The organism is Rhizobium sp. 10N427 (assembly GCF_056394605.1).
Window position 1 is genome coordinate 15,401 of the sequence record NZ_JBFTID010000027.1, and the last position, 17,511, is coordinate 32,911.

At 62.6% G+C, this 17,511-nt stretch carries 20 protein-coding genes; 7 read left to right on the forward strand and 13 right to left on the reverse strand.

Features of this window, described 5'->3' with window-relative positions; all coding sequences use genetic code 11:
* Positions 1–10 precede the first annotated feature (10 nt).
* Positions 11–646 (reverse strand): TetR/AcrR family transcriptional regulator, encoded by a 636-nt coding sequence (locus tag AC1DIJ_RS30025; RefSeq protein ID WP_162702796.1) that lies wholly within the window; start codon positions 644–646, stop codon positions 11–13.
* Positions 647–867: 221 nt separating this feature from the next.
* Here AC1DIJ_RS30025 and AC1DIJ_RS30030 point away from each other — a divergent pair, with 221 nt between their 5' ends.
* Together AC1DIJ_RS30030 and AC1DIJ_RS30035 are read left to right on the forward strand one after the other, a co-directional pair.
* On the forward strand, positions 868–1,443 hold the full coding sequence (locus tag AC1DIJ_RS30030; protein WP_112390913.1) for a TetR/AcrR family transcriptional regulator: 576 nt from the start codon (positions 868–870) through the stop codon (positions 1,441–1,443).
* A 52-nt stretch (positions 1,444–1,495) separates the two neighbouring features.
* The gene (locus AC1DIJ_RS30035) at positions 1,496–1,855 is read left to right on the forward strand and encodes a DUF1491 family protein (RefSeq protein ID WP_112390912.1); all 360 of its coding nucleotides are present in this window, start codon (positions 1,496–1,498) and stop codon (positions 1,853–1,855) included.
* Here AC1DIJ_RS30035 and AC1DIJ_RS30040 read toward each other — a convergent pair.
* Entirely contained in the window at positions 1,852–2,850 is a 999-nt protein-coding gene (locus tag AC1DIJ_RS30040) for a DUF2336 domain-containing protein (protein ID WP_477831749.1), read from the reverse strand. The genes AC1DIJ_RS30035 and AC1DIJ_RS30040 overlap by 4 nt on opposite strands.
* Positions 2,851–3,127: 277 nt before the next feature.
* A complete protein-coding gene (locus tag AC1DIJ_RS30045) occupies positions 3,128–3,334 on the reverse strand; it encodes a hypothetical protein (protein ID WP_112390911.1) in 207 nt (68 codons plus the stop codon).
* 523 nt (positions 3,335–3,857) lie between these two features.
* Between AC1DIJ_RS30045 and AC1DIJ_RS30050 the strand changes: the two genes are divergently transcribed.
* Positions 3,858–4,028, forward strand: coding sequence for a hypothetical protein (locus tag AC1DIJ_RS30050; RefSeq protein ID WP_310297669.1), 171 nt, complete (start codon positions 3,858–3,860; stop codon positions 4,026–4,028).
* 5 nt (positions 4,029–4,033) lie between these two features.
* On the opposite strand, the gene AC1DIJ_RS30055 is transcribed toward AC1DIJ_RS30050, so the two are convergent.
* Both AC1DIJ_RS30055 and AC1DIJ_RS30060 read right to left on the reverse strand, forming a co-directional pair.
* The gene (locus AC1DIJ_RS30055; RefSeq protein WP_112390910.1) at positions 4,034–4,585 is read right to left on the reverse strand and encodes a DUF1254 domain-containing protein; all 552 of its coding nucleotides are present in this window, start codon (positions 4,583–4,585) and stop codon (positions 4,034–4,036) included.
* On the reverse strand, positions 4,578–5,165 hold the full coding sequence (locus AC1DIJ_RS30060) for a DUF1214 domain-containing protein (protein WP_112390909.1): 588 nt from the start codon (positions 5,163–5,165) through the stop codon (positions 4,578–4,580). The genes AC1DIJ_RS30055 and AC1DIJ_RS30060 overlap by 8 nt, the downstream gene beginning before the upstream one ends.
* 367 nt (positions 5,166–5,532) lie before the next feature.
* Between AC1DIJ_RS30060 and AC1DIJ_RS30065 the strand changes: the two genes are divergently transcribed.
* The gene (locus AC1DIJ_RS30065) at positions 5,533–5,823 is read left to right on the forward strand and encodes a GIY-YIG nuclease family protein (RefSeq protein ID WP_112390908.1); all 291 of its coding nucleotides are present in this window, start codon (positions 5,533–5,535) and stop codon (positions 5,821–5,823) included.
* Positions 5,824–6,168: 345 nt separating this feature from the next.
* Here the strand turns inward: AC1DIJ_RS30065 and AC1DIJ_RS30070 are convergent, their stop codons facing one another.
* Positions 6,169–8,307 (reverse strand): transglycosylase domain-containing protein, encoded by a 2,139-nt coding sequence (locus AC1DIJ_RS30070; protein ID WP_310297681.1) that lies wholly within the window; start codon positions 8,305–8,307, stop codon positions 6,169–6,171.
* 187 nt (positions 8,308–8,494) lie between these two features.
* Between AC1DIJ_RS30070 and AC1DIJ_RS30075 the strand changes: the two genes are divergently transcribed.
* A complete protein-coding gene (locus AC1DIJ_RS30075) occupies positions 8,495–8,971 on the forward strand; it encodes a YcgN family cysteine cluster protein (RefSeq protein WP_112390929.1) in 477 nt (158 codons plus the stop codon).
* Between the two features lie 20 nt (positions 8,972–8,991).
* On the opposite strand, the gene ampC is transcribed toward AC1DIJ_RS30075, so the two are convergent.
* Both ampC and AC1DIJ_RS30085 read right to left on the reverse strand, forming a co-directional pair.
* Positions 8,992–10,143: a class C beta-lactamase gene (gene ampC, locus AC1DIJ_RS30080; RefSeq protein ID WP_162706095.1), complete on the reverse strand. Its 1,152-nt coding sequence runs from the start codon at positions 10,141–10,143 to the stop codon at positions 8,992–8,994.
* Positions 10,144–10,274: 131 nt separating this feature from the next.
* Positions 10,275–11,162, reverse strand: coding sequence for a LysR family transcriptional regulator (locus AC1DIJ_RS30085; RefSeq protein WP_112390905.1), 888 nt, complete (start codon positions 11,160–11,162; stop codon positions 10,275–10,277).
* Positions 11,163–11,303: 141 nt separating this feature from the next.
* Between AC1DIJ_RS30085 and AC1DIJ_RS30090 the strand changes: the two genes are divergently transcribed.
* Positions 11,304–12,746 carry an MFS transporter gene (locus AC1DIJ_RS30090; protein WP_112390904.1) on the forward strand — a complete coding sequence of 481 codons (1,443 nt, stop codon included), beginning with the start codon at positions 11,304–11,306 and terminating at the stop codon, positions 12,744–12,746.
* A gap of 3 nt (positions 12,747–12,749) precedes the next feature.
* On the opposite strand, the gene AC1DIJ_RS30095 is transcribed toward AC1DIJ_RS30090, so the two are convergent.
* On the reverse strand, positions 12,750–13,322 hold the full coding sequence (locus AC1DIJ_RS30095) for a TetR family transcriptional regulator (RefSeq protein WP_112390903.1): 573 nt from the start codon (positions 13,320–13,322) through the stop codon (positions 12,750–12,752).
* 107 nt (positions 13,323–13,429) lie between these two features.
* Between AC1DIJ_RS30095 and AC1DIJ_RS30100 the strand changes: the two genes are divergently transcribed.
* The gene (locus AC1DIJ_RS30100) at positions 13,430–14,344 is read left to right on the forward strand and encodes an SDR family oxidoreductase (protein ID WP_112390902.1); all 915 of its coding nucleotides are present in this window, start codon (positions 13,430–13,432) and stop codon (positions 14,342–14,344) included.
* 2 nt (positions 14,345–14,346) lie between these two features.
* Here AC1DIJ_RS30100 and AC1DIJ_RS30105 read toward each other — a convergent pair whose 3' ends face one another.
* From AC1DIJ_RS30105 to AC1DIJ_RS30120, 4 genes are all read right to left on the reverse strand, one after another.
* Positions 14,347–14,790, reverse strand: coding sequence for a type II toxin-antitoxin system VapC family toxin (locus AC1DIJ_RS30105; protein ID WP_112390901.1), 444 nt, complete (start codon positions 14,788–14,790; stop codon positions 14,347–14,349).
* Positions 14,787–15,041 carry a type II toxin-antitoxin system Phd/YefM family antitoxin gene (locus AC1DIJ_RS30110; RefSeq protein WP_112390900.1) on the reverse strand — a complete coding sequence of 85 codons (255 nt, stop codon included), beginning with the start codon at positions 15,039–15,041 and terminating at the stop codon, positions 14,787–14,789. The genes AC1DIJ_RS30105 and AC1DIJ_RS30110 overlap by 4 nt, the downstream gene beginning before the upstream one ends.
* A 62-nt stretch (positions 15,042–15,103) precedes the next feature.
* Complete coding sequence (locus AC1DIJ_RS30115) at positions 15,104–15,436, reverse strand: MmcQ/YjbR family DNA-binding protein (protein ID WP_112390899.1); 333 nt, start codon at positions 15,434–15,436, stop codon at positions 15,104–15,106.
* 44 nt (positions 15,437–15,480) lie between these two features.
* Positions 15,481–16,839: an HD-GYP domain-containing protein gene (locus AC1DIJ_RS30120; RefSeq protein WP_112390898.1), complete on the reverse strand. Its 1,359-nt coding sequence runs from the start codon at positions 16,837–16,839 to the stop codon at positions 15,481–15,483.
* Positions 16,840–17,511 lie beyond the last annotated feature (672 nt).

Below are 17,511 nucleotides of genomic sequence, written 5' to 3' on the forward strand. Positions count from 1 at the left end.
AGCGCCGCCGTTAAGGCCGAAGTCCGTTGGCGAAGATCTTCAGGCTGGAGCGCAGATAGGCCTTGGTGCGCTTGGCGCGGACATCGGGATCTGCGCCGCCGCGGTCGATGCTGAGGCTGCCGAAGACGATGCCGATCAGCATCGTGGCCGCCGCATCCGCGTCGATGGCAATGATCAGTCCCTTGTCCGTCAACAGGCGCAGCCAGCTGGCAAGCTCGGCCCGGGCCATGTCGAAATCGAGCCGCAGCTGCGGCACGTATTCGGTGGCTTCCCAGGCGACTTCGATCAGGAAATACTGGCGCATGTTCGCCGGGCTCGGCGCTTCGTTTTCATCGACGAAGAACACACGGCCGAAAAGCTCGTCGAGAGCGATCCCGTCCGTGGCTTCGGGGAAGTAGAAAACAGAGCCTATCTTCGCCTTGATGGCAGCGGAAAGAAGATCGCCCTTGGCTTCGTAGAAGTCGTAGAATGTCCGCTTGGAGATGCCGCATTTCGCCGCGATGATGTCGACGGTTGTATTGGCATAGCCGAGCTCGATAAAGACGTCCGTGCCTGCCTCTATTATGTCGGCCTGCCGCTGGTCTAGATCGATGCTCTTCGGCCGCCCGCGAGGCCGCTTCTGCTTTTCGTCGGTGTTCGAGCTCACATTTCCCCTGCGCGCACGTGATATTTTCATCCCTGCGGCACTGATACATGAAGAGCTGCGGCGGGTACAGCGACTTCAATGTCGCGATTATGTTACAGGCTGTTGACAGGCTGCGGGAAAATCGCAGCATCGAAAATCGTTGCACGCCAAAGGCCAGATGCTAAGCTCGCTGTAGGGAAAACAAGGGAGCAACGCATGATTGTCTCCTCGCCGGGGACAGCATGGAAAGCCCGTACAGACGCCGCAAGCAGCCTGAGCTCGTCAGGCGTAATCTCCTCGACGAAGCGCGCAAGCTTGCCGTCGAGGAAGGCCTCGCCTCCGTCACGATGCAGGCCGTTTCCGAAGCCGCCGGCGTCACCAAGGGCGGCTGCATTCACCACTTCCCAAGCAAGAAGGACCTGATCGAAGCCGTCTTCGACGAGCTGCTACAGGCGATCGACGAGGATATCGAGGCGCGCATCGCCCGCGACCCCGAACCCTACGGCTCCTTCACCCGCGCCTATATCAACTCGGTCTTCGACAAGAACGAGCGGACGAATGGCGGCCACTGGGCGCCGCTGACCATTTCGGCGCTGACCGACCCCCATCTGCGCACCCTGGTGGCTGATTGGGCCAATGCCCGCGCCGAGCGCCACAGCGCCACCGATGGCGACATGCATCTGCGCATCGCCCGCTTTGCCGCCGATGGCATCTGGCTCGCCAATCTCTACCACGTCGATATTGCCGATGCCGAAAAGATCAAGGCGGATCTCCTGGCCGTGACCGAAAGGCCGCGGGTTTCCCTGGCAAGGGCCTAGAGCCGGCGGGGCAGCTCTGGCGCCGCCGCCGCCATCCGCCTATAGAACGTCCATGAGACTTCGCACCGATATTTTCGTTTCCGCGCTGCTGCGCCGCGTCTTCGCCATGGGGGATTTCGCCGCCGTGGAGAAGAAGGGCGCCGAGGAAGCCGGTGCGGTCTTCATCCGCCAGCATTTCCGCGATGGGCTGGAAACGCTTTTCGGCCCGGCGCCGCAAAGCTTTTTCGATGAGGAGGACAGCGGCGACCGGCTGTTCGAGATCCGCATGGAGCGGAAGGAGCCGGAGATGGTCAGGGAGCTGCTGGAGCGCGAACGCAAGTTCGATCCGGATCTCTGGATTGTCGAGCTCGAGACCGGCGATGCGGCAGCGCTTCTGACGCTGGCCGCAGAGAGGAAGAAAAGCCCGTTCTAGCGGCGGCCGACCGTCTTCAGCTCGCGGGCAGGCGGCACTTTGCGCTCCGCAACCGCCGGCTCCGCCTGGCCCTCGCGTTCCGGCATGTAGGTATAGCTGTCGGCACGGCGCCACGCCTCGACCCGTTCGTGGCATTCCTCCGCATCGAGCGCATCCAGCACCATCCAGGCGCGGGTGACGCTGTGCTGCGGCTCGGCCAGATGCGGATAGAGCTTTTCCAGCACGAAGACGGCATCGAGAAAGCCCATGCCCAGGCTCATAAGCGTCGTCGCCAGCTGCTGGCCGGAAAGGTCGAGCATGATGCGCTCGGCAAGCCAGCGGCTGGCAGACAGCGCATCGGCAAGCGTGCTGGCAAAATGGCTGGCCTCGCGGGAGCGGGCGAAGCGAACGAGCAGCGCTTCCTGGATATCGGAAATCGTCCTGAGACCGAGCCGGTCGTCGTCCTTGCGGCCGAGATGGCTGGCAAGCCCGCGGATCTTCTGGCGCATCGCCTCTTCGTTGGCGAGGCGCTCGGCAAAATCGGGATCGACAGCAGGCTCTTCGATAACAGGAACAGCGGCAGCGATCGGAGCGGCTGTCTCCGCGGCCGGCAATTCGGCGAGCGACGGGCGGGCGGTCGCCTGGCGCAGCGCCACCAGCGCATCGATCACCTTCGGCGAAAGATTGTCACGGCTGACGATGGCACGGATATGGGCGGTGCCTTGCGTGCGGGCGATCATGATCAGCGTATCGTCGCTGATCGCCTGCGAGGCGGTGAGAAAGGGTGCTGCGACCGATATCGGCTGATTGCCGATGAACAGGGCAACTGCCTGCGGGATGACGATGCATTGCGACAGGGCGGCAACGGCCTGGCGGCGCGCCTCCTCGGAGGAGGCCTGGAAGAGGGGCGTGAAGAGTTCCGCAAACTGCCGCAGCTCGGATCGCGTCGGATGCGCCAATCCCTCGAAGCTGCTGACAGTCGCCATCAATACCACGTCCTTCTTTCGAATGGCCATCGGCCCTTCTAGGTCTCTAAACCGGTCACGCACAAGAATACCCCGGAAACGCCGATACTGAGGGATCGAATGCGCCGGTTGGACGGAGACCGGACCCATACGAATATGAATAAATCCTACATCGGCAGGGTTAATGCTTGCTGAAGATTTTAATCAAATGCCACACAATAATACACGTAGCGCGTGCGCCGGCATAGGTAGCCGGCCAAACGAAAAGCGCCCCGCTGATACGAGGCGCCGAGCGTTGTCCGGATTGCTCCGGAAGTGTTTTGGAACGTTAAAGTCCCTTGTGGGAGCGCAAGGCCATCAACAGCTTTTCGCCGTTATCATGACCCGACTGATAGAGGTCGAGCGCTGCCGAAGCAGCAAAATGTGCTTCGGGACTTTTGATGTCGAGGCGCTTTTCCGAGCACCACGCGTCGAGTGCGCCGCGCAGCACGTCCAGATCTTCGGGAGAGAATGTCGCATTCACGAATAAAGACATGAATTGCCCTCCGTGTCCTGCGGCAAGAGCGTGTATTGTCTCTCAAGCGGTCATCGCCGTTAAACCTTTGACCGATGGACGGACCATACGCCCATTCAGGGCGACTGCAATTAATATTTTCATGACGTAAATCGGCAACACATCCTTATGACGTAAAGGTGATCGGCGCGCTTTTCGTAAGGTGCTGAATTTATGCGCCTTTCCTAATTAAATCTGACTTATTGCCATGTGAAACTAAAAGCCAGCTCGCCGCGTTTATTGAACGGCCTTACAACAAGGCTTCGCAGTACTGAAATATTAGGAAACTGTTAACTATCCTATGTCTCAATTCGGACAGGAACAGCGCGGTTCGAAGGTTCGTCCGTCAAGATTCCACATCACGGATATCCGCAAAGGTGCCGTGAGAAAGGCGCGAATGCCCGGAGATGCCGGCAACGGTATTGAAGGACGCGCTGGCCCGCGCAGGCGGGCAGGGTGAAATCCGCTTAGCTTCATCCGTCTCGGGCAGTGCATGGAGACGAGAATGGCCACCATAGTCGCATTGGCTGACCGGCGCTCGCAACAGCCGCGCCGCAAGGACCAGGAGCCCGTCGAGGCTCAAATATTGCTGTTCACCGGGGTCCGCTACGAGCGGCTCACCGACGCGCCGAAGCCTCGTCCGGTACCACGCGCGCCGCGTGTGAAGAGCAAGTAGAGATATCAATTGCCGCTGGCGTAGGTTTCGCAGCCCGCCTCGGTCAGGAAGTTCTTTGCCGCGTCGTCGAAGCTTGCCTGTGGGGCAAGCGTGCGCAGCACCGCGTAACCCTCGCTATGGGTCATCTCCACCAGGATGGTCTGCTGCAAGTCGGCAGGCAAAGCCTTGCGCAGCTCCGTCAGCTTGATCGGGCTTGCCGCCAGCACATCCAGCGCCCCGCCGACCGACGTCCTGTCATTCATGCTGAACACCTCGTTCGAAGCGCCGTCATAAACGGCGATCGACCAGAAGGGCACGCTGCCCTTGGCGGTGAAGCGCACCGGTCCGTCCTCCAGATCGAAGGAGCAGACGGCGGTGCGCACGAAGGGATCGCTGTTCGACAGCCCGGCATCGTCATAGATCGACGACAGCAGATAGAAATTGTTCGGATCACCCTCGGCAATCACCCGCGTCTCGGCATCCTTGCCGGTGAAATGCGGCAGCGCCAGGATGATGACCAGATGCAGCAGGGCGGCGCCAAACAGGCCGGTGATGATGGCAAAGACGATCCTAAGCATTGCCGCACCCGGTCTTCTCGAGCTTCGGCATGGCGAGATCGATGACGCCGGAGCTGCCGGCCGTCGGTGTGTCGAACAGCGTCAGCACCAGGCGGAAAGTACCGGCTGCCGGAAGCGCCAGCCAGTTGCCGGGCCGGGCATTGGCGGAAACGTCGATGACGAAGCTGCTGTCGGTCTGGCGCAGCACCGTCCAGGAATTCAGCGCGCCGGGAAGGCCGGGGCGAACCGAGGCGGGATTGCCGCTATTGTCTGATGTATAGAGCGTCCAGAGGCGCGCTGCCGGCGTCTGGCCGCTGATGCGGTAGCTGCATCCGGCATTCAGCCGGTCGCCATGGTCATCGACACCAGCCGTGAATGTCAGCCCCTCGGCGCTGCCATAAAGCAGCTTCCCGGCGCGCGCCCGGTGCGATTTCGCGTAAGGATCGGCATCGGCAGTCTGCAGCTCCGGAAAGGCTTCCCAGGCGCCAAGCTTGATGGCGCCGAACCCCTGCGTCACATCCAGCGCATACCGCGAAACCATGATCCCGCTGCCGAAAGCGACGATCAGCGTAATCGCGATAAATAGCGGGAATCGAAACACTGCCGGCCCTTGAGATCAAATCAGGTGAAAGGGTTAGCACTGATTCTGGCGGGGTGGAATGGTGGAGGGGCAGCGTGCAGGCTTTTCGGCAGATGCCGACAAGAGTCTTTCGCCACGCGGACGCGTGGCTGCTGGATTCCTGTGACGGGCACAGGAATGAGGGTAGGTGGGGTGCGCTTGATGTCATACTGTGCTGTCGAGAGTGTTGTACGCGGCTATGTCTTCAGTACGCTCGGCATCTCGGCTGTCCGCTGCGGCCAAATCAAAACTCCCTCATCCCTGTGCTCGTCACAGGGATCCAGACCACGGCGCGTCTGCGCCGTGAGTAACTCTTGTCAAAGAAGAAAATCAAAACCAATCTTCAACCATGAAGGGTTATGTCTATATCCTTGCATCCCAGCGAAACGGCACGCTTTACACCGGCGTGACGCGAGACCTCTCGACGCGGCTTTTCGAGCACCAGAACGAGCTGACGCCGGGATTTACATCGAAGTATGGCGTGAAAACGTTGGTCTGGTTTGAAGAATACGACCTGCTGACGACGGCGATCACCCGGGAGAAGACGATCAAGAAATGGCCTCGGCAATGGAAGCTCAATCTGATCGAGGCGATGAATCCGGAGTGGGACGATATTTCGGCCTATCTGCATGGGCTGTGAGTCTTTCGCCACGCAGACGCGTGGCTGCTGGATTCCTGTGACGAGCACAGGAATGAGGGGGGTGGGGTTGCGGCCGCGTTTCAATGGCTACGTGTAGAGGATGCAGGTCTTGGGTTTCCGCCATTGGGACGTTGCTCTTTGGCGGCTGAGCTCAGCCCAATTTCCCTCATTCCTGTGCTCGTCACAGGGATCCAGCCACGGCACGTCTGTGCCGTGAATGACTAAAGCGGCTACCCATGTGGTGGAAAGACTCTCCCCGCCGCGCCGACGCGCGGCGACTGGATTCCTGTGACAAGCACAGGAATGAGGGAAGCGGGTGGGGCGGCCTTAGCGAACRCCACGCCCTCACTCCACACTCGCCACTTTCTGCGCTTCCAGCGGCGCCGCGTCCTTCAGCTTTTCGCCGAGGTCCTTGAGGATCTTCGTGCTCTCCGCCGAGAGCATGCGCGGGCGCACCAGCTGGGGGATGCCGTCGGCGGGTTTGGCGGCGGCGGTTTTGGCGGCGTCCTTGGGCGACGGCAGCGGGTTTTCGATGCCGGGGATGGCGCGCAGCACGACGCCCTGGTGGGCGTAGTCCATGGCGCGCTTGAAGGTCATGGCGGGCAACGAGCCGCCGGTCATGTTGTTGGTCGAGGTATAGTCGTCGTTGCCGAACCAGACGGCGGTCGTGTAATTGCCGGTGAAGCCGACGAACCAGGCGTCGCGATAGGCCTGTGTCGTGCCGGTCTTGCCCGCCGTCACGATGCCGTTGTCGAGCGCTGCCTTGCGGGCGGTGCCGACATAGGGGATGCGGCTCAGCATCTGGTTCATCTCGTCATCGGCCTTTTCGGACAGCACCCGCTTGGCCGGCGGCTCGTCGCGGTCGAAGTCGTAGAGCACGTCGCCGTCGTAATCGAGGATCTGGGTGATGCCGTGGCGCCGCGACTGATAGCCGCCGGCCGGGAAGACAGCATAGGCCGTCGCCTGGTCGAGCACGGTGACTTCGGACGTGCCGATCGGGATCGTCACGTCGTCACGCACCGGCGATTCCACGCCCATCGCTTTCGCCATGGCACGGATCGGCTGGATGCCGAGCTTTTCCTTGGCGAGACGCACCGGAATGGTGTTGATCGACTGGGCGATCGCCGTTTCCAGCGTCACGCGGCCGGCATAGCGGTTTTCGTAATTGTGTGGACTCCAGTTGCCCCAGCTGATCGGTGCGTCGATGATCGTCGTCTTCGGGGTCATGCCGCTCTCCATGGCCACCGAATAGGTATAGACCTTGAAGGACGAGCCCGGCTGGCGCAGCGCCTTGGTGGCGCGGTTGAACTGGCTTTCGCCATAATCCCGGCCGCCGACCATGGCGCGCACGGCGCCGCCGTTTTCGATCATCACCATCGCGCCCTGCTTGGCGTGATAGCTCTCGCCATATTCGCGCAGCGACGTCTCGACCGAATCCTCGGCCGCCTGCTGGATGCCCATGTCGATGGTGGTGCGGACAACCAGCGAATGCTGGTGGAAGCGCGAGGCCAGCCGCTGCACCTCGTCGAAGGCCCAGTCGAGGAAGAAATCAGGCGCTTCCTGCTCGTTGCGGTCGATGGCGGTGGCCGGATTGCGCCGCGCTGCAATCACCTGTCCCTCGGTCATCAACCCGCTCTGGACGAGATTGGTCAGCACCTCGTTGGCGCGGGCGCGCGCCGCCGGAAGATTGACATGCGGGGCGTATTTCGCCGGCGCCTTGAAGAGACCGGCGAGCATGGCGCTTTCGGCCAGATTCACATCGGTGATGCTCTTGCCGAAATAGAACTGCGAGGCCGCAGCAGCACCGAACGTGCCGCCACCCATATAGGCGCGGTCGAGATAGGTGGAGAGGATTTCCTTCTTGGAGAGATTGGCCTCCAGCCACAGCGCCAGGAAGGCTTCGGTGATCTTGCGGTCGATCGAGCGCTCGTTGGACAGGAACAGGTTCTTTGCCAGCTGCTGCGTCAGCGTCGAGCCGCCCTGCACGACTTCGCCGGCCTGCGCATTGGTGACCAGCGCCCGGAACAGGCCGATGACGTCGATGCCGAAATGGTCGAAGAAGCGGCGGTCTTCGGTGGCCAGCACCGACTTGATCAGGCTGTCGGGCAGCTCGTCGATCGGCACCGAGTTCTGGTGGATGACGCCGCGATGGCCGATGACATTGCCGTAGCGGTCGGTGAAGGTGACGGCGAAATCGCCGCGATTGCGCCAGTCTTCCTTGGTCGCCTCGAAGGCGGGTTGGGCGAGCGCCAGCATCAGCACTGCGCCGACGGACCCCAGCGTCAGGCCTTCGCCACCGAGTTCGAAAACGATGCGCTTCCAGCCGCGCACCCGGAAGCGGCGGAAGAAGATGGTGATGTCTTCCCAGATTTCGGCAGAGCGGAAACCGGCGTTCCAGACCGTCGAATCGATCCAGGAATCGATCTTCAGCAGAAGGTGCCTGCTCTTCTTCGGCTTCTTTTCCGGAGTATCAGGATCCTGCACGTTCTTCACTTCCCGCCCGATCGCGCTTGACGGCTGGCCCCCCAGGCGTCAGAGCAACAGCCTAACTTGGCATTGCGCTCTTCGATAAACGAAGCATGCTGAATGTTTGATTGATTTGCCCGGTGATAACAAGAGACGCAGCCCGCCTCACGCGAATTTGCGGGGCCGCTGTTGCAGAAACGAAATGATGGAAGACACACCCTTCTGGAAGCGCAAGACGCTACCCGAGATGACCAAGGCGGAATGGGAAAGCATCTGCGATGGATGCGGGCTCTGTTGTCTCAACAAGCTCGAGGAGTGGGACTCGGGCGACATCTATTTCACTTCGGTCGCCTGCAAGCTGCTGGATGGCGAGAGCTGTCGGTGCTCGAACTACGAGAAGCGCTGGGACTTCGTGCCTGACTGCGTGCAGCTGACCAAGGAAAACGTCCCTGAGATCGCCTGGCTGCCGCCGACCTGCGGCTACCGGCTGATCAATGAGGGCGAGGACCTCTACTGGTGGCACCCGCTGGTCTCGGGCGACCCCGAGACCGTGCACCAGGCCGGCATTTCCGCCAGGGGACGGACGATCAGCGAGACGGAGATCGACCCCGAGGCGCTGGAGGATTACGTGGTCGACTGGCCGCTGACGGTGGGCAACGACGCGAAGGAGCGGCCGGAATAGGCTCCGGCCGCACCGCTTTTCTATTTGGCCGTATAAGGCTTTAGCGCTTCGAGCAGTTTCAGCCCCGCTTCTGCGCGCGCCGTGTTGGGATAGTTGCGGTTGGCGATCACCACGAGCGCCGTCCGGGTCTCGGGGACCAGCATGACATAGGTGCCAAAGCCGTTGGTTGCGCCTGTTTTGTTGAGCAGGATAGCGCTTTGCGGCCCAAGCGGCTTCGCCAGTTGCTTCACCGGCTGGCTGTTCATGACCATCTCAGGGGCATTGCCTGCCAAGAGACGGTCGAGCTTCACTGGCCACGGATATTGTTCCCATATCATATCCTGCGTGAACGAGGCGGTTTCGAAATAACCGGTATGGGTCTTGCGGATGGCCGTGGCGAGATCAGGGGTAAGGGCGGCCTGATCGAGGTTCAGTTCGAGCATGTGCAGCATGTCGCGCGGCGTCGATTTGATGCCGTAGGCTTCCTCGTCGAGGACGCCGGGATTGACGCGGATCGGGCGGTTGTCCTTCGAATAGCCGAAGGCGTAGCGGTCTGCGGCGGTTTCGGGAACAGAGATGAAGGTGCTCTTCAGGCCGAGCGCCGGGAAGAGGTCTTTTTCGGCCGCCTGCCTGTAGCTGCCTTCGAGACGCTGACCGGCGATCCGGCCGAGCAAGCCGATGCTGACATTCGAATAGGAGCGCATCGTGCCCGGCTTATAGGGTGGCTTCCAGCTCTTGAGATAGGCCGTCAGCTCCGCATCGTTGGTGACGCTGTCAGGAACCTGCAGCGGCAGGCCGCCTGATGTGTGGGTGGCGAGATTGACGAGGGTGATCTTGTCGAAGGCGCTGCCCTTCAGCTCCGGCAGATAGGTGGAAACAGGTTGCGAAAGCGAAATGACACCGCGCTGTTCGGCGAGCGCTGCCAGCGTCACATTAAAAATTTTGCTGACCGAGCCGAGTTCGAAGATCGTATCCGGCGTGACCGGCGTCTTCGCCTCGCGCGAGGCCTCGCCATAGCTGTAATAGAACTGCTTTCCGTTGACCGAAACGCCGATGGCGAGCCCCGGAATATCAAATTGCTTGATGATGGGCTGGAAAGCGTCGTCTGCCAGCGTCTGAAAGGCTTTGTCCGTCAATTCCGCGGCATGAAGCGGGGTTGCCGATAGGGAAAGTGCGATAAGGCAGTGTCTCATATTCACGGGGGCGGCTCCTTGATATGCGCCGGCAAAATGGTCCGGCACGGGTCGATAGCGCGGCCGGACGCATCGTCACAAACGATAAGAACTCGCAGGAGACCCTAGATAAATTTGGGCATGGGTCGCCGTCAGGCGCAGATCTCGCGAACGCAGCCGCGCAGCCAGCGATGCGCCGGATCGGCATCCATCCTGGGATGCCAGAGCAGCGAGATGGTGATCTCCGGCGCTGCGAAGGGAAGCGCGAAGCTGTGGAGACCGGCGCGCAGGTTGCCGGTATAGCGTTCGGGCACGCTGGCGATCAGATCCGAGGCGCGCGCCAGTGCCAGTGCTTCGGAAAAGCTGCCGACGGCGGTGACGATCTCGCGTGCCAGCCCGGTCGCCCGGAGCGCCGTATCGACCGGTCCGCCCTCCAGCCCGCGGCGGGAAATCTGGATATGGCGGCCTGCCGTATAGCGGGCGGCGGTCATCGCACCTTTCGCAAGCGGGTGATCCGCCCCGACGACGCCGATGAAGCGATCGTGAAACAATGCCTGGGCGCGGATTTCCGGGCCGGTCGTCTCGCCGATGACGCCGGTTTCGAGATCGGCCTCGCCGTCGCGCAGGGAGGTGCTGTCCTTGTCCTGCTTCGGCAGGAAGCGCAGCCGGACGCCGGGGGCGCGCTCTGCGGCGAGGCGGATCAGGGCCGGGCCGAAATTCTCGACGAAACCATCGCGGTTGCGCAGCACGAAGGTGCGCTTGAGTTGCGACAGGTCGAAGGCTTCGGCCGGCCGCAGCAGCGTCTCGGCCTCTTCACGCAGATGGCTGACCCGCTCGCGCAGCTCGAGCGCCCGCGGCGTCGGCACCAGACCGCGCCCGGCGCGCACGAGAAGCGGATCGCCGACGGTTTCGCGAAGCCGCGCCAGCGCCCGGCTCATCGCCGAAGGACTGAGCCGCAGCCGCCGGGCGGCGCGCGCCACACTGCCTTCGGCCAGCAGAACATCGAGCGTATAGAGGAGGTTGAGATCGGGCTTGGTCATGGTGCCTCCGGTTGGCGATCGCAATGATATGGCGTTCTGTGCACGAATGAAATGCAAATGATGCGCATTCCGCCATATATCCGGTGGCGATAGGCTTCTCTCGGCTGCTCTTCAGGAGCATTTGAGAACGGAGTGCTTTGCATGACCATCCCCCTTCGACCCACCACCTCCGATGTGGCGCCAATCGCTGCGGCGCCGGTGCGGGGAGCGCTGGCGAGCCTGTCGCTCGCGCTGCTTCTTTCCTCGCTCGGCACCAGCATTGCCAATGTCGGTCTGCCGGTGCTGGCGCAGGCGTTTTCAGCCAGTTTCCAGCAGGTTCAGTGGGTGGTGATCGCCTATTTGCTGGCGATGACGGCGCTGATCGTCAGCGCCGGACGGCTCGGCGACCTGATCGGGCGGCGCCGCCTGCTGATGGCGGGCATCCTGCTTTTCACCGCGGCATCGGCGCTTTGCGGACTGGCGCCGGCGCTCTGGGTTCTGATCGCCGCCCGGATGCTGCAGGGGCTGGGCGCAGCGGTGATGATGGCGCTTGCCATTGCCATGGTGGGCGAGGCGGTGCCGAAGGAAAAGACCGGCCGGGCGATGGGGCTGCTCGGGACCATGTCGGCGATCGGGACGGCGCTGGGGCCTTCACTTGGCGGTGTGCTGATTGCGCTGGCCGGCTGGCGGGCGATCTTTCTCGTCACCGTGCCGCTCGGCTTGCTGGCCTTCCTGCTCGCCCGCCATTGCCTGCGGGACGCGGAGAAAAGCAGTCCGGCGCCGCGCCAGGGCTTCGATCTGGCCGGTACGCTGCTTCTGGCACTGGTACTGGTTGCCTATGCGCTGGCGATGACCATCGGCCGCGGCAGCTTCGGCATGTTGCAGGCCTGCCTACTGGCGGCGGCCGCGGCTGGAACGGGTGCGTTCCTGTTGGCCGAAGCGAGGGTAAAGTCGCCGCTGTTTCGGCCAGTGATGCTGCGCGATCCGGTGCTGGCGCCGAGCCTTGCAATCAATCTCTGCGTGGCGACGGTGATGATGACGACGCTGGTGGTCGGGCCGTTCTACCTGTCGCGCGGGCTGGGGCTCGATACGGCGATGACGGGGGTGGTCATGTCGATCGGCCCGCTGATCTCGACGGTGAGCGGCGTTCTGGCCGGGCGGATCGTCGATCGCTTCGGTGCCGGAAACATGGTGATAGCAGGGTTGGCGGCGATGGCAGCCGGGGCACTGGCGCTCTGCGCTCTGCCGGGTCTTGCCGGCTACATTGCCGGGATCGCGGTGCTGACGCCGGGCTATCAGCTGTTTCAGGCGGCGAACAACACGATGGTGATAACCGGTGTGGCAGCGGGGCAGCGTGGCGTCATCTCCGGCATGCTGGGTCTCTCGCGCAATCTCGGCCTGATCACCGGCGCATCGGTGATGGGGGCGATCTTTGCCGCAGCGCTTGGCGGTGCGGATGCCGCGGCGGCGGCGCCGGATGCCATTGCAGCCGGCATGCGGCTGACATTTGCCGTCGCCGCAGGCTTGATCATCGCCGCCATCGCCATTGCCGGAGTGGCGCGGTTTGCCGGCGCGCGGCGTGCCGATGCGGCAGGCGAGATGTGACGATCAGACTGGCGCTTTCAGATCAAGCGCGCCGAGAAACAGCCGCAGCTCCCGCTCCACATAATCGGCGGCACGGCCTTCGGCGGTGAAGCCCCACCAGAGCAGCGAGCCCTGCCATTGCGACAGCATCAGCCGGGCCGAGGTTGCGGGATCCGGCGCGGCGGAGAGGCATTCGGCGAGTGCCTCCGTCAGCGCCTTGGCCCAGGCTGCACCCCGGGCACGGAGCAGCGGATCGCGGAAATCTTCGCGCAGCACGAGGAGGCCCTGGGCATAGGCGGCAGCGTCCTCGCCGTAATCCTGCGACAGGCCGGCGAGCAGGGCGACGGCGCCGTCAGGGGCCTTTTCCGAAGACGCGGCAAGCCTTGCCGTCTGGGCATCCAGCCCATCCCAGGCATGCATGAGTGCCGCCCGCAGCATCGCCGCCTTGGTGCCGAAGCGCTGGACGAGGGTGGAGCCCGAGAGGCCGCTGACCTTGGCCACCGCGCCGAAGCTGGCAGCATCCGGCCCCTCGGCATGGATGAGGGCGAGAACCATCTCCAGAAGCTGCTCGTCCTGAAGCGTGCGGGTGCGCGGCATTGCATTTCCTCTTGCGTTCGACATAAATATGAACGAACGTTCGTTTATAATCAATCGTCCGCCTGGAGATGCGGGCGGATTTTGGTTCTAGCGTGGAGGATTTGGTTATGACAGCGGATCTGACAGGAAAGGTGGCGCTGGTGGCCGGCGGAACGCGCGGCGCCGGGCGGGGGATTGCCGTCGAGCTTGGTGCTGCCGGGGCGACTGTCTATGTGACCGGCCGCTCCACGCGAAAGCAGCGCTCGGAATACGACCGGCCGGAGACGATCGAGGAGACGGCGGAGATGGTGACGGCAGCGGGCGGCAGAGGGATCGCCCTGCGCGTCGACCATCTGGTGGCGTCTGAGGTGGAGGCGCTGGTGGGGCGGATCCGCACGGACGAGGGCAGACTGGATATTCTCGTCAACGATATCTGGGGCGGCGAGAACCTGACGGAATGGGACAAGCCGGTCTGGGAACACTCGCTGGAAAACGGCCTGCGCATGCTGCGGCTGGCGATCGACACGCATTTCATCACCGCCCGCTACGCCCTGCCGCTGATGATCGAAAGGCCTGGCGGCCTGCTGGTGGAGATGACCGACGGCACGGCCGAGTACAACGCGACGCATTACCGGCTGAACCCCTATTACGACCTCGTCAAGACAGGCGTGATCCGCATGGCCTGGGCGCATGCCAAGGACCTGGAAAAGCACCGCTGCACCGCCGTTTCGATGACGCCGGGCTGGATGCGCTCCGAGATGATGCTGGAGATTTTCGGGGTGACCGAGGAGACTTGGCGGGACAGTACAATTGCGCCGCCGCATTTCGTCATCTCCGAAACCCCACGCTTCGTGGGGCGCGCGGTGGCGGCGCTGGCTGCCGATAGCGACAGGGCGCGGTTCAACGGGCAGTCGCTGTCGAGCGGCGGGCTGGCGAAGCTCTATGGCTTCGACGATGTGGATGGATCGCGGCCGGACTGCTGGCGGTATATGGACGAGGTGGTGGAGGCGGGGAAGGGGGCGGATGCGGCTGGGTACCGGTGAGGTCAGGTCGCATCCTGCGGATCGAGCAGGTTGATCTCGGGAAAGACTGCGAAGTGCCTGGTATTCCGGGTGACGACCGTCAATTGATGCAGCTTGGCGGTTCCGGCGATCAGGGCGTCGGCCATCCCCGGGTTATGGCCATTCCGCTGGGCGGCGGCCTCCAGCGCGCCGGAGGCCAAGGCAACCTTGGCATCGACGGCGAGAATTCTGTCGCCGAACGTCGCCTCTAGCGAGGCAAGCCATGCGCGGTAGCCCTCGGCTTTTGCGGTTGCACCCTTGCCGATCAAGAGATGGATGCCGCGCTCGACCTCGTGGACGGTGACGGCGGACAGGAACAACCGGTCGTGGCGATCCTGCGCGTCCAGCCAGCGGCTGAAGCGCGGCGGACCGCTGCGCCCGGGCGAGAGCAGCGAGATGGTATCAGTGTCCAGCAGGTAGCCGTTCAAAGCTCGATATCCCGCGAGGGGCTGCTGTTGCGTTCAAACACGGCGTCGTCGCCCGGGAAAGTCTGGAGGAACGCCGAAAAGCTCGGGCGGTTCGGCCGCATCGCGGCCTTCGCGATTTCGGCGGCTTCGACACTGACGAGCACGGCGGTCGGCTTGCCATGGCGGGTGATGGTGATGAACTCACCATGAAGCGCCGCTTCGACATAGTCTGAAAATCCTGCTTTCGCATCTTTAAGGCTGATGGTCGTCATCTCGATGGCCTCAAGTGGTCATATGTGACCAATTTAGCGCGTACGATGACGCGCTGCAAGCCCTAGACACCTAGCAGCCCATGCAACCCCTTCGGCGCCACGTTGCGCCAGGCCTTGCGCACGAGGTCTTCGGTCAGCGCATCGCTGGCGAGCATGTGGTAGAGGCGGGTTGAGCCGCGTTCGCCCCAGCCGCCGGGGACGGCGAGCGTCTCGTCCGAGGCGATTTCGAGGGTGAGTTTCTGCTGGTCGGGGGTGAGGCGGACGACGCAATAATCCTGGTCGGGAAAGGTCAGGAAAATCTTGCCGCGCACGCGAAAATCGCGTGTGCCCATATGGGCGCTTTCGGCCGTTTCCGGCAGGGAAAGCGCGAAGGCTGCCAAGTGTTCCCGGTCCATGGCGGATTATAGCACGGCAGTGGCATGGGCCGGAAGCGAGGCGGTCAGGCAGCCGCCTTCTTCTCGATGGCGGCGCGGTCGAGCGCCCGCTCGAGTGCTTCGATACAGACGGGATCGTGGCTCTGGCCGGCCCCTTCCCAGAGGATCGACAGCGCCTTCGAAATCGGCATTGCGGAACGGTAGGGGCGGTCGGCGGTGAGCGCGTCGAAGACGTCGGCGGTGGAGACGATGCGGACCTCCATCGGGATGGCTTCGGCGGTCAACCCGCGCGGATAGCCCTTGCCGTCGAGCCGCTCGTGATGGGCGCCGCCGATGACGGCGGCATCGGAAAAGGCATGGATTCGCGACAGGATGAGCTCGGAAAATTCCGAATGGCGCTTCATCTGCACCCACTCCTCGCCTTCCAGCTTGCCCGGCTTGTCGAGCACGGAATTGGAAACGCCGAGCTTGCCGATATCGTGAAGCAGGGCGGCGCGCTTCAGGAAGCGGCGCCCCTCGGTATCGATGCCCATCTCTTCGGCGATCAGATCGGTGAACAGCGCTACGCGATCGCTATGGCCGGAGGTATAGGGGCTTTTCGCGTCGATCACCTTGGCGAAGGCGGCGGCGATATCGTCGAGATAATTGTCGTCGGCCATGATCGCCTGCTGGCCGGGCTCGCTGCTGAGCACGACCTCTTCCAACTGATCGGAGGAAAGCACCTGCCAGAAGTCAGGGCGGGCGGCAACGTGGGCAAAGGCGGTGCAGAGATCGGGATCGAACCAGGTGCCGGACCGTTTGGCGATCTCGGCCTTGGAGGCCTCCGGGCCGCCGCTGGCCTGGAAGATATCGGCGATCTGCGAGAGGAGCGCGATGCGCGAGAAGAGCGGGATTTCGCTGCCCGAGAGGCCGATCGGCCGGCCGCCGCCATTCCAGTGTTCGTCGAGGCCGAGAATGCCGTTGGCGACATCTTCGGAAAATCGCATCATCCGGGCGATCTCGGCGCCGCGCTGGCAGCGCGTCTGGATCAGGTCCGTGACGATCTCGCCGCCATTCTGCAGGATATTCAGGATGCCGCGGAAACGCTCGGCAAGGCCGGCCTGCATGCCGGTATGACCGATGACGAAGCGCAGCACCTGGCCGAGACTGCCGTCGACGAGCTTGAAGTCGCGCTTGAAGGCGAGATCGTCGGCCAGATAGATCTCGCAGATACGCGCCGCATTGCTGCTGCAGCCGAGGTCTTTCAGGAGCAGCGTGTAATAGAGATCCTGCAGGGCGCTGTCGGGCAGACCGAGCTCGCGGCCGATATGGGTGCCGATATAGCAGGCGCGGATGCAATGGCCGGGCGGCTGCCCCTCCGTCAGATCGAGCGCCTTGCTGAGCGCTTCGATGATTTCCGCAAGCCGGATCTGGATGCCGCTCATGATGGTGCCGCCTGAATAGGTTCGGTTCAGTTGGCGCCGGGGGAGGTTGAGGAAGGGTTCAGGAAGGTGGTTAAGATCGGGGATTATGGAGGGATTTCAGTGTATTAGATTATGCGAATGAAGCTTTTGCGGGATGTGGGTACGATTCTCCGTAACTGTGGGTTGCGCTTGGATTCGCGGGTCGGCAACGAGTCAATGGTGTATATTAGCGATTGTCGAAAACCCGGAGATTCTACCTTGCGCCTGAACACCCCCTGTGAGGCATTGAGGTTAGGGAAGTGCCTTGAGTTGCGCTACGATGGCTACGTGCGCGTTGTCGAGGTCCATGCCGTGGGAACAACAAAAGACGGCAATGGCATAATGCGTGTTTGGCAGCCGCGGAGGAAGCAACAGTGGCGAGCGCCAAGGTTGGAAGCTGATGCGGCTTGACGAAACATTTTCGACCCATGTGATTAACGAGAGTTCCAAAGCGCCCCGAGCAGGATACACGCGTGGCGATAGAGTCATGAGCGCCATACGCTGTGAACTCTAAAACGTCGGAAATAGGAAAATAATCCTTGACGGCGTGACGGTGGTTTGCTAGGGTTATGGCATAGTCGGAAAGTTGCGGCGACGCGGCTGGCTTTCATAGTTGCGAGGCCTGCCACTCCCTCATTCCTGTGCTTGTCACAG

What these genes read in the sequence shown, in the direction of transcription:
- AC1DIJ_RS30030 (WP_112390913.1), top strand. Translation starts at nt 868, where the DNA reads ATGGAAAGCCCGTACAGACGCCGCAAGCAGCCTGAGCTCGTCAGGCGT.
- AC1DIJ_RS30035 (WP_112390912.1), top strand. Translation starts at nt 1,496, where the DNA reads ATGAGACTTCGCACCGATATTTTCGTTTCCGCGCTGCTGCGCCGCGTC.
- AC1DIJ_RS30040 (WP_477831749.1), bottom strand. Translation starts at nt 2,850, where the DNA reads ATGGCCATTCGAAAGAAGGACGTGGTATTGATGGCGACTGTCAGCAGC.
- AC1DIJ_RS30045 (WP_112390911.1), bottom strand. Translation starts at nt 3,334, where the DNA reads ATGTCTTTATTCGTGAATGCGACATTCTCTCCCGAAGATCTGGACGTG.
- AC1DIJ_RS30050 (WP_310297669.1), top strand. Translation starts at nt 3,858, where the DNA reads ATGGCCACCATAGTCGCATTGGCTGACCGGCGCTCGCAACAGCCGCGC.
- AC1DIJ_RS30055 (WP_112390910.1), bottom strand. Translation starts at nt 4,585, where the DNA reads ATGCTTAGGATCGTCTTTGCCATCATCACCGGCCTGTTTGGCGCCGCC.
- AC1DIJ_RS30065 (WP_112390908.1), top strand. Translation starts at nt 5,533, where the DNA reads ATGAAGGGTTATGTCTATATCCTTGCATCCCAGCGAAACGGCACGCTT.
- AC1DIJ_RS30075 (WP_112390929.1), top strand. Translation starts at nt 8,495, where the DNA reads ATGGAAGACACACCCTTCTGGAAGCGCAAGACGCTACCCGAGATGACC.
- ampC (WP_162706095.1), bottom strand. Translation starts at nt 10,143, where the DNA reads ATGAGACACTGCCTTATCGCACTTTCCCTATCGGCAACCCCGCTTCAT.
- AC1DIJ_RS30085 (WP_112390905.1), bottom strand. Translation starts at nt 11,162, where the DNA reads ATGACCAAGCCCGATCTCAACCTCCTCTATACGCTCGATGTTCTGCTG.
- AC1DIJ_RS30090 (WP_112390904.1), top strand. Translation starts at nt 11,304, where the DNA reads ATGACCATCCCCCTTCGACCCACCACCTCCGATGTGGCGCCAATCGCT.
- AC1DIJ_RS30095 (WP_112390903.1), bottom strand. Translation starts at nt 13,322, where the DNA reads ATGCCGCGCACCCGCACGCTTCAGGACGAGCAGCTTCTGGAGATGGTT.
- AC1DIJ_RS30100 (WP_112390902.1), top strand. Translation starts at nt 13,430, where the DNA reads ATGACAGCGGATCTGACAGGAAAGGTGGCGCTGGTGGCCGGCGGAACG.
- AC1DIJ_RS30110 (WP_112390900.1), bottom strand. Translation starts at nt 15,041, where the DNA reads ATGACGACCATCAGCCTTAAAGATGCGAAAGCAGGATTTTCAGACTAT.
- AC1DIJ_RS30115 (WP_112390899.1), bottom strand. Translation starts at nt 15,436, where the DNA reads ATGGACCGGGAACACTTGGCAGCCTTCGCGCTTTCCCTGCCGGAAACG.
- AC1DIJ_RS30120 (WP_112390898.1), bottom strand. Translation starts at nt 16,839, where the DNA reads ATGAGCGGCATCCAGATCCGGCTTGCGGAAATCATCGAAGCGCTCAGC.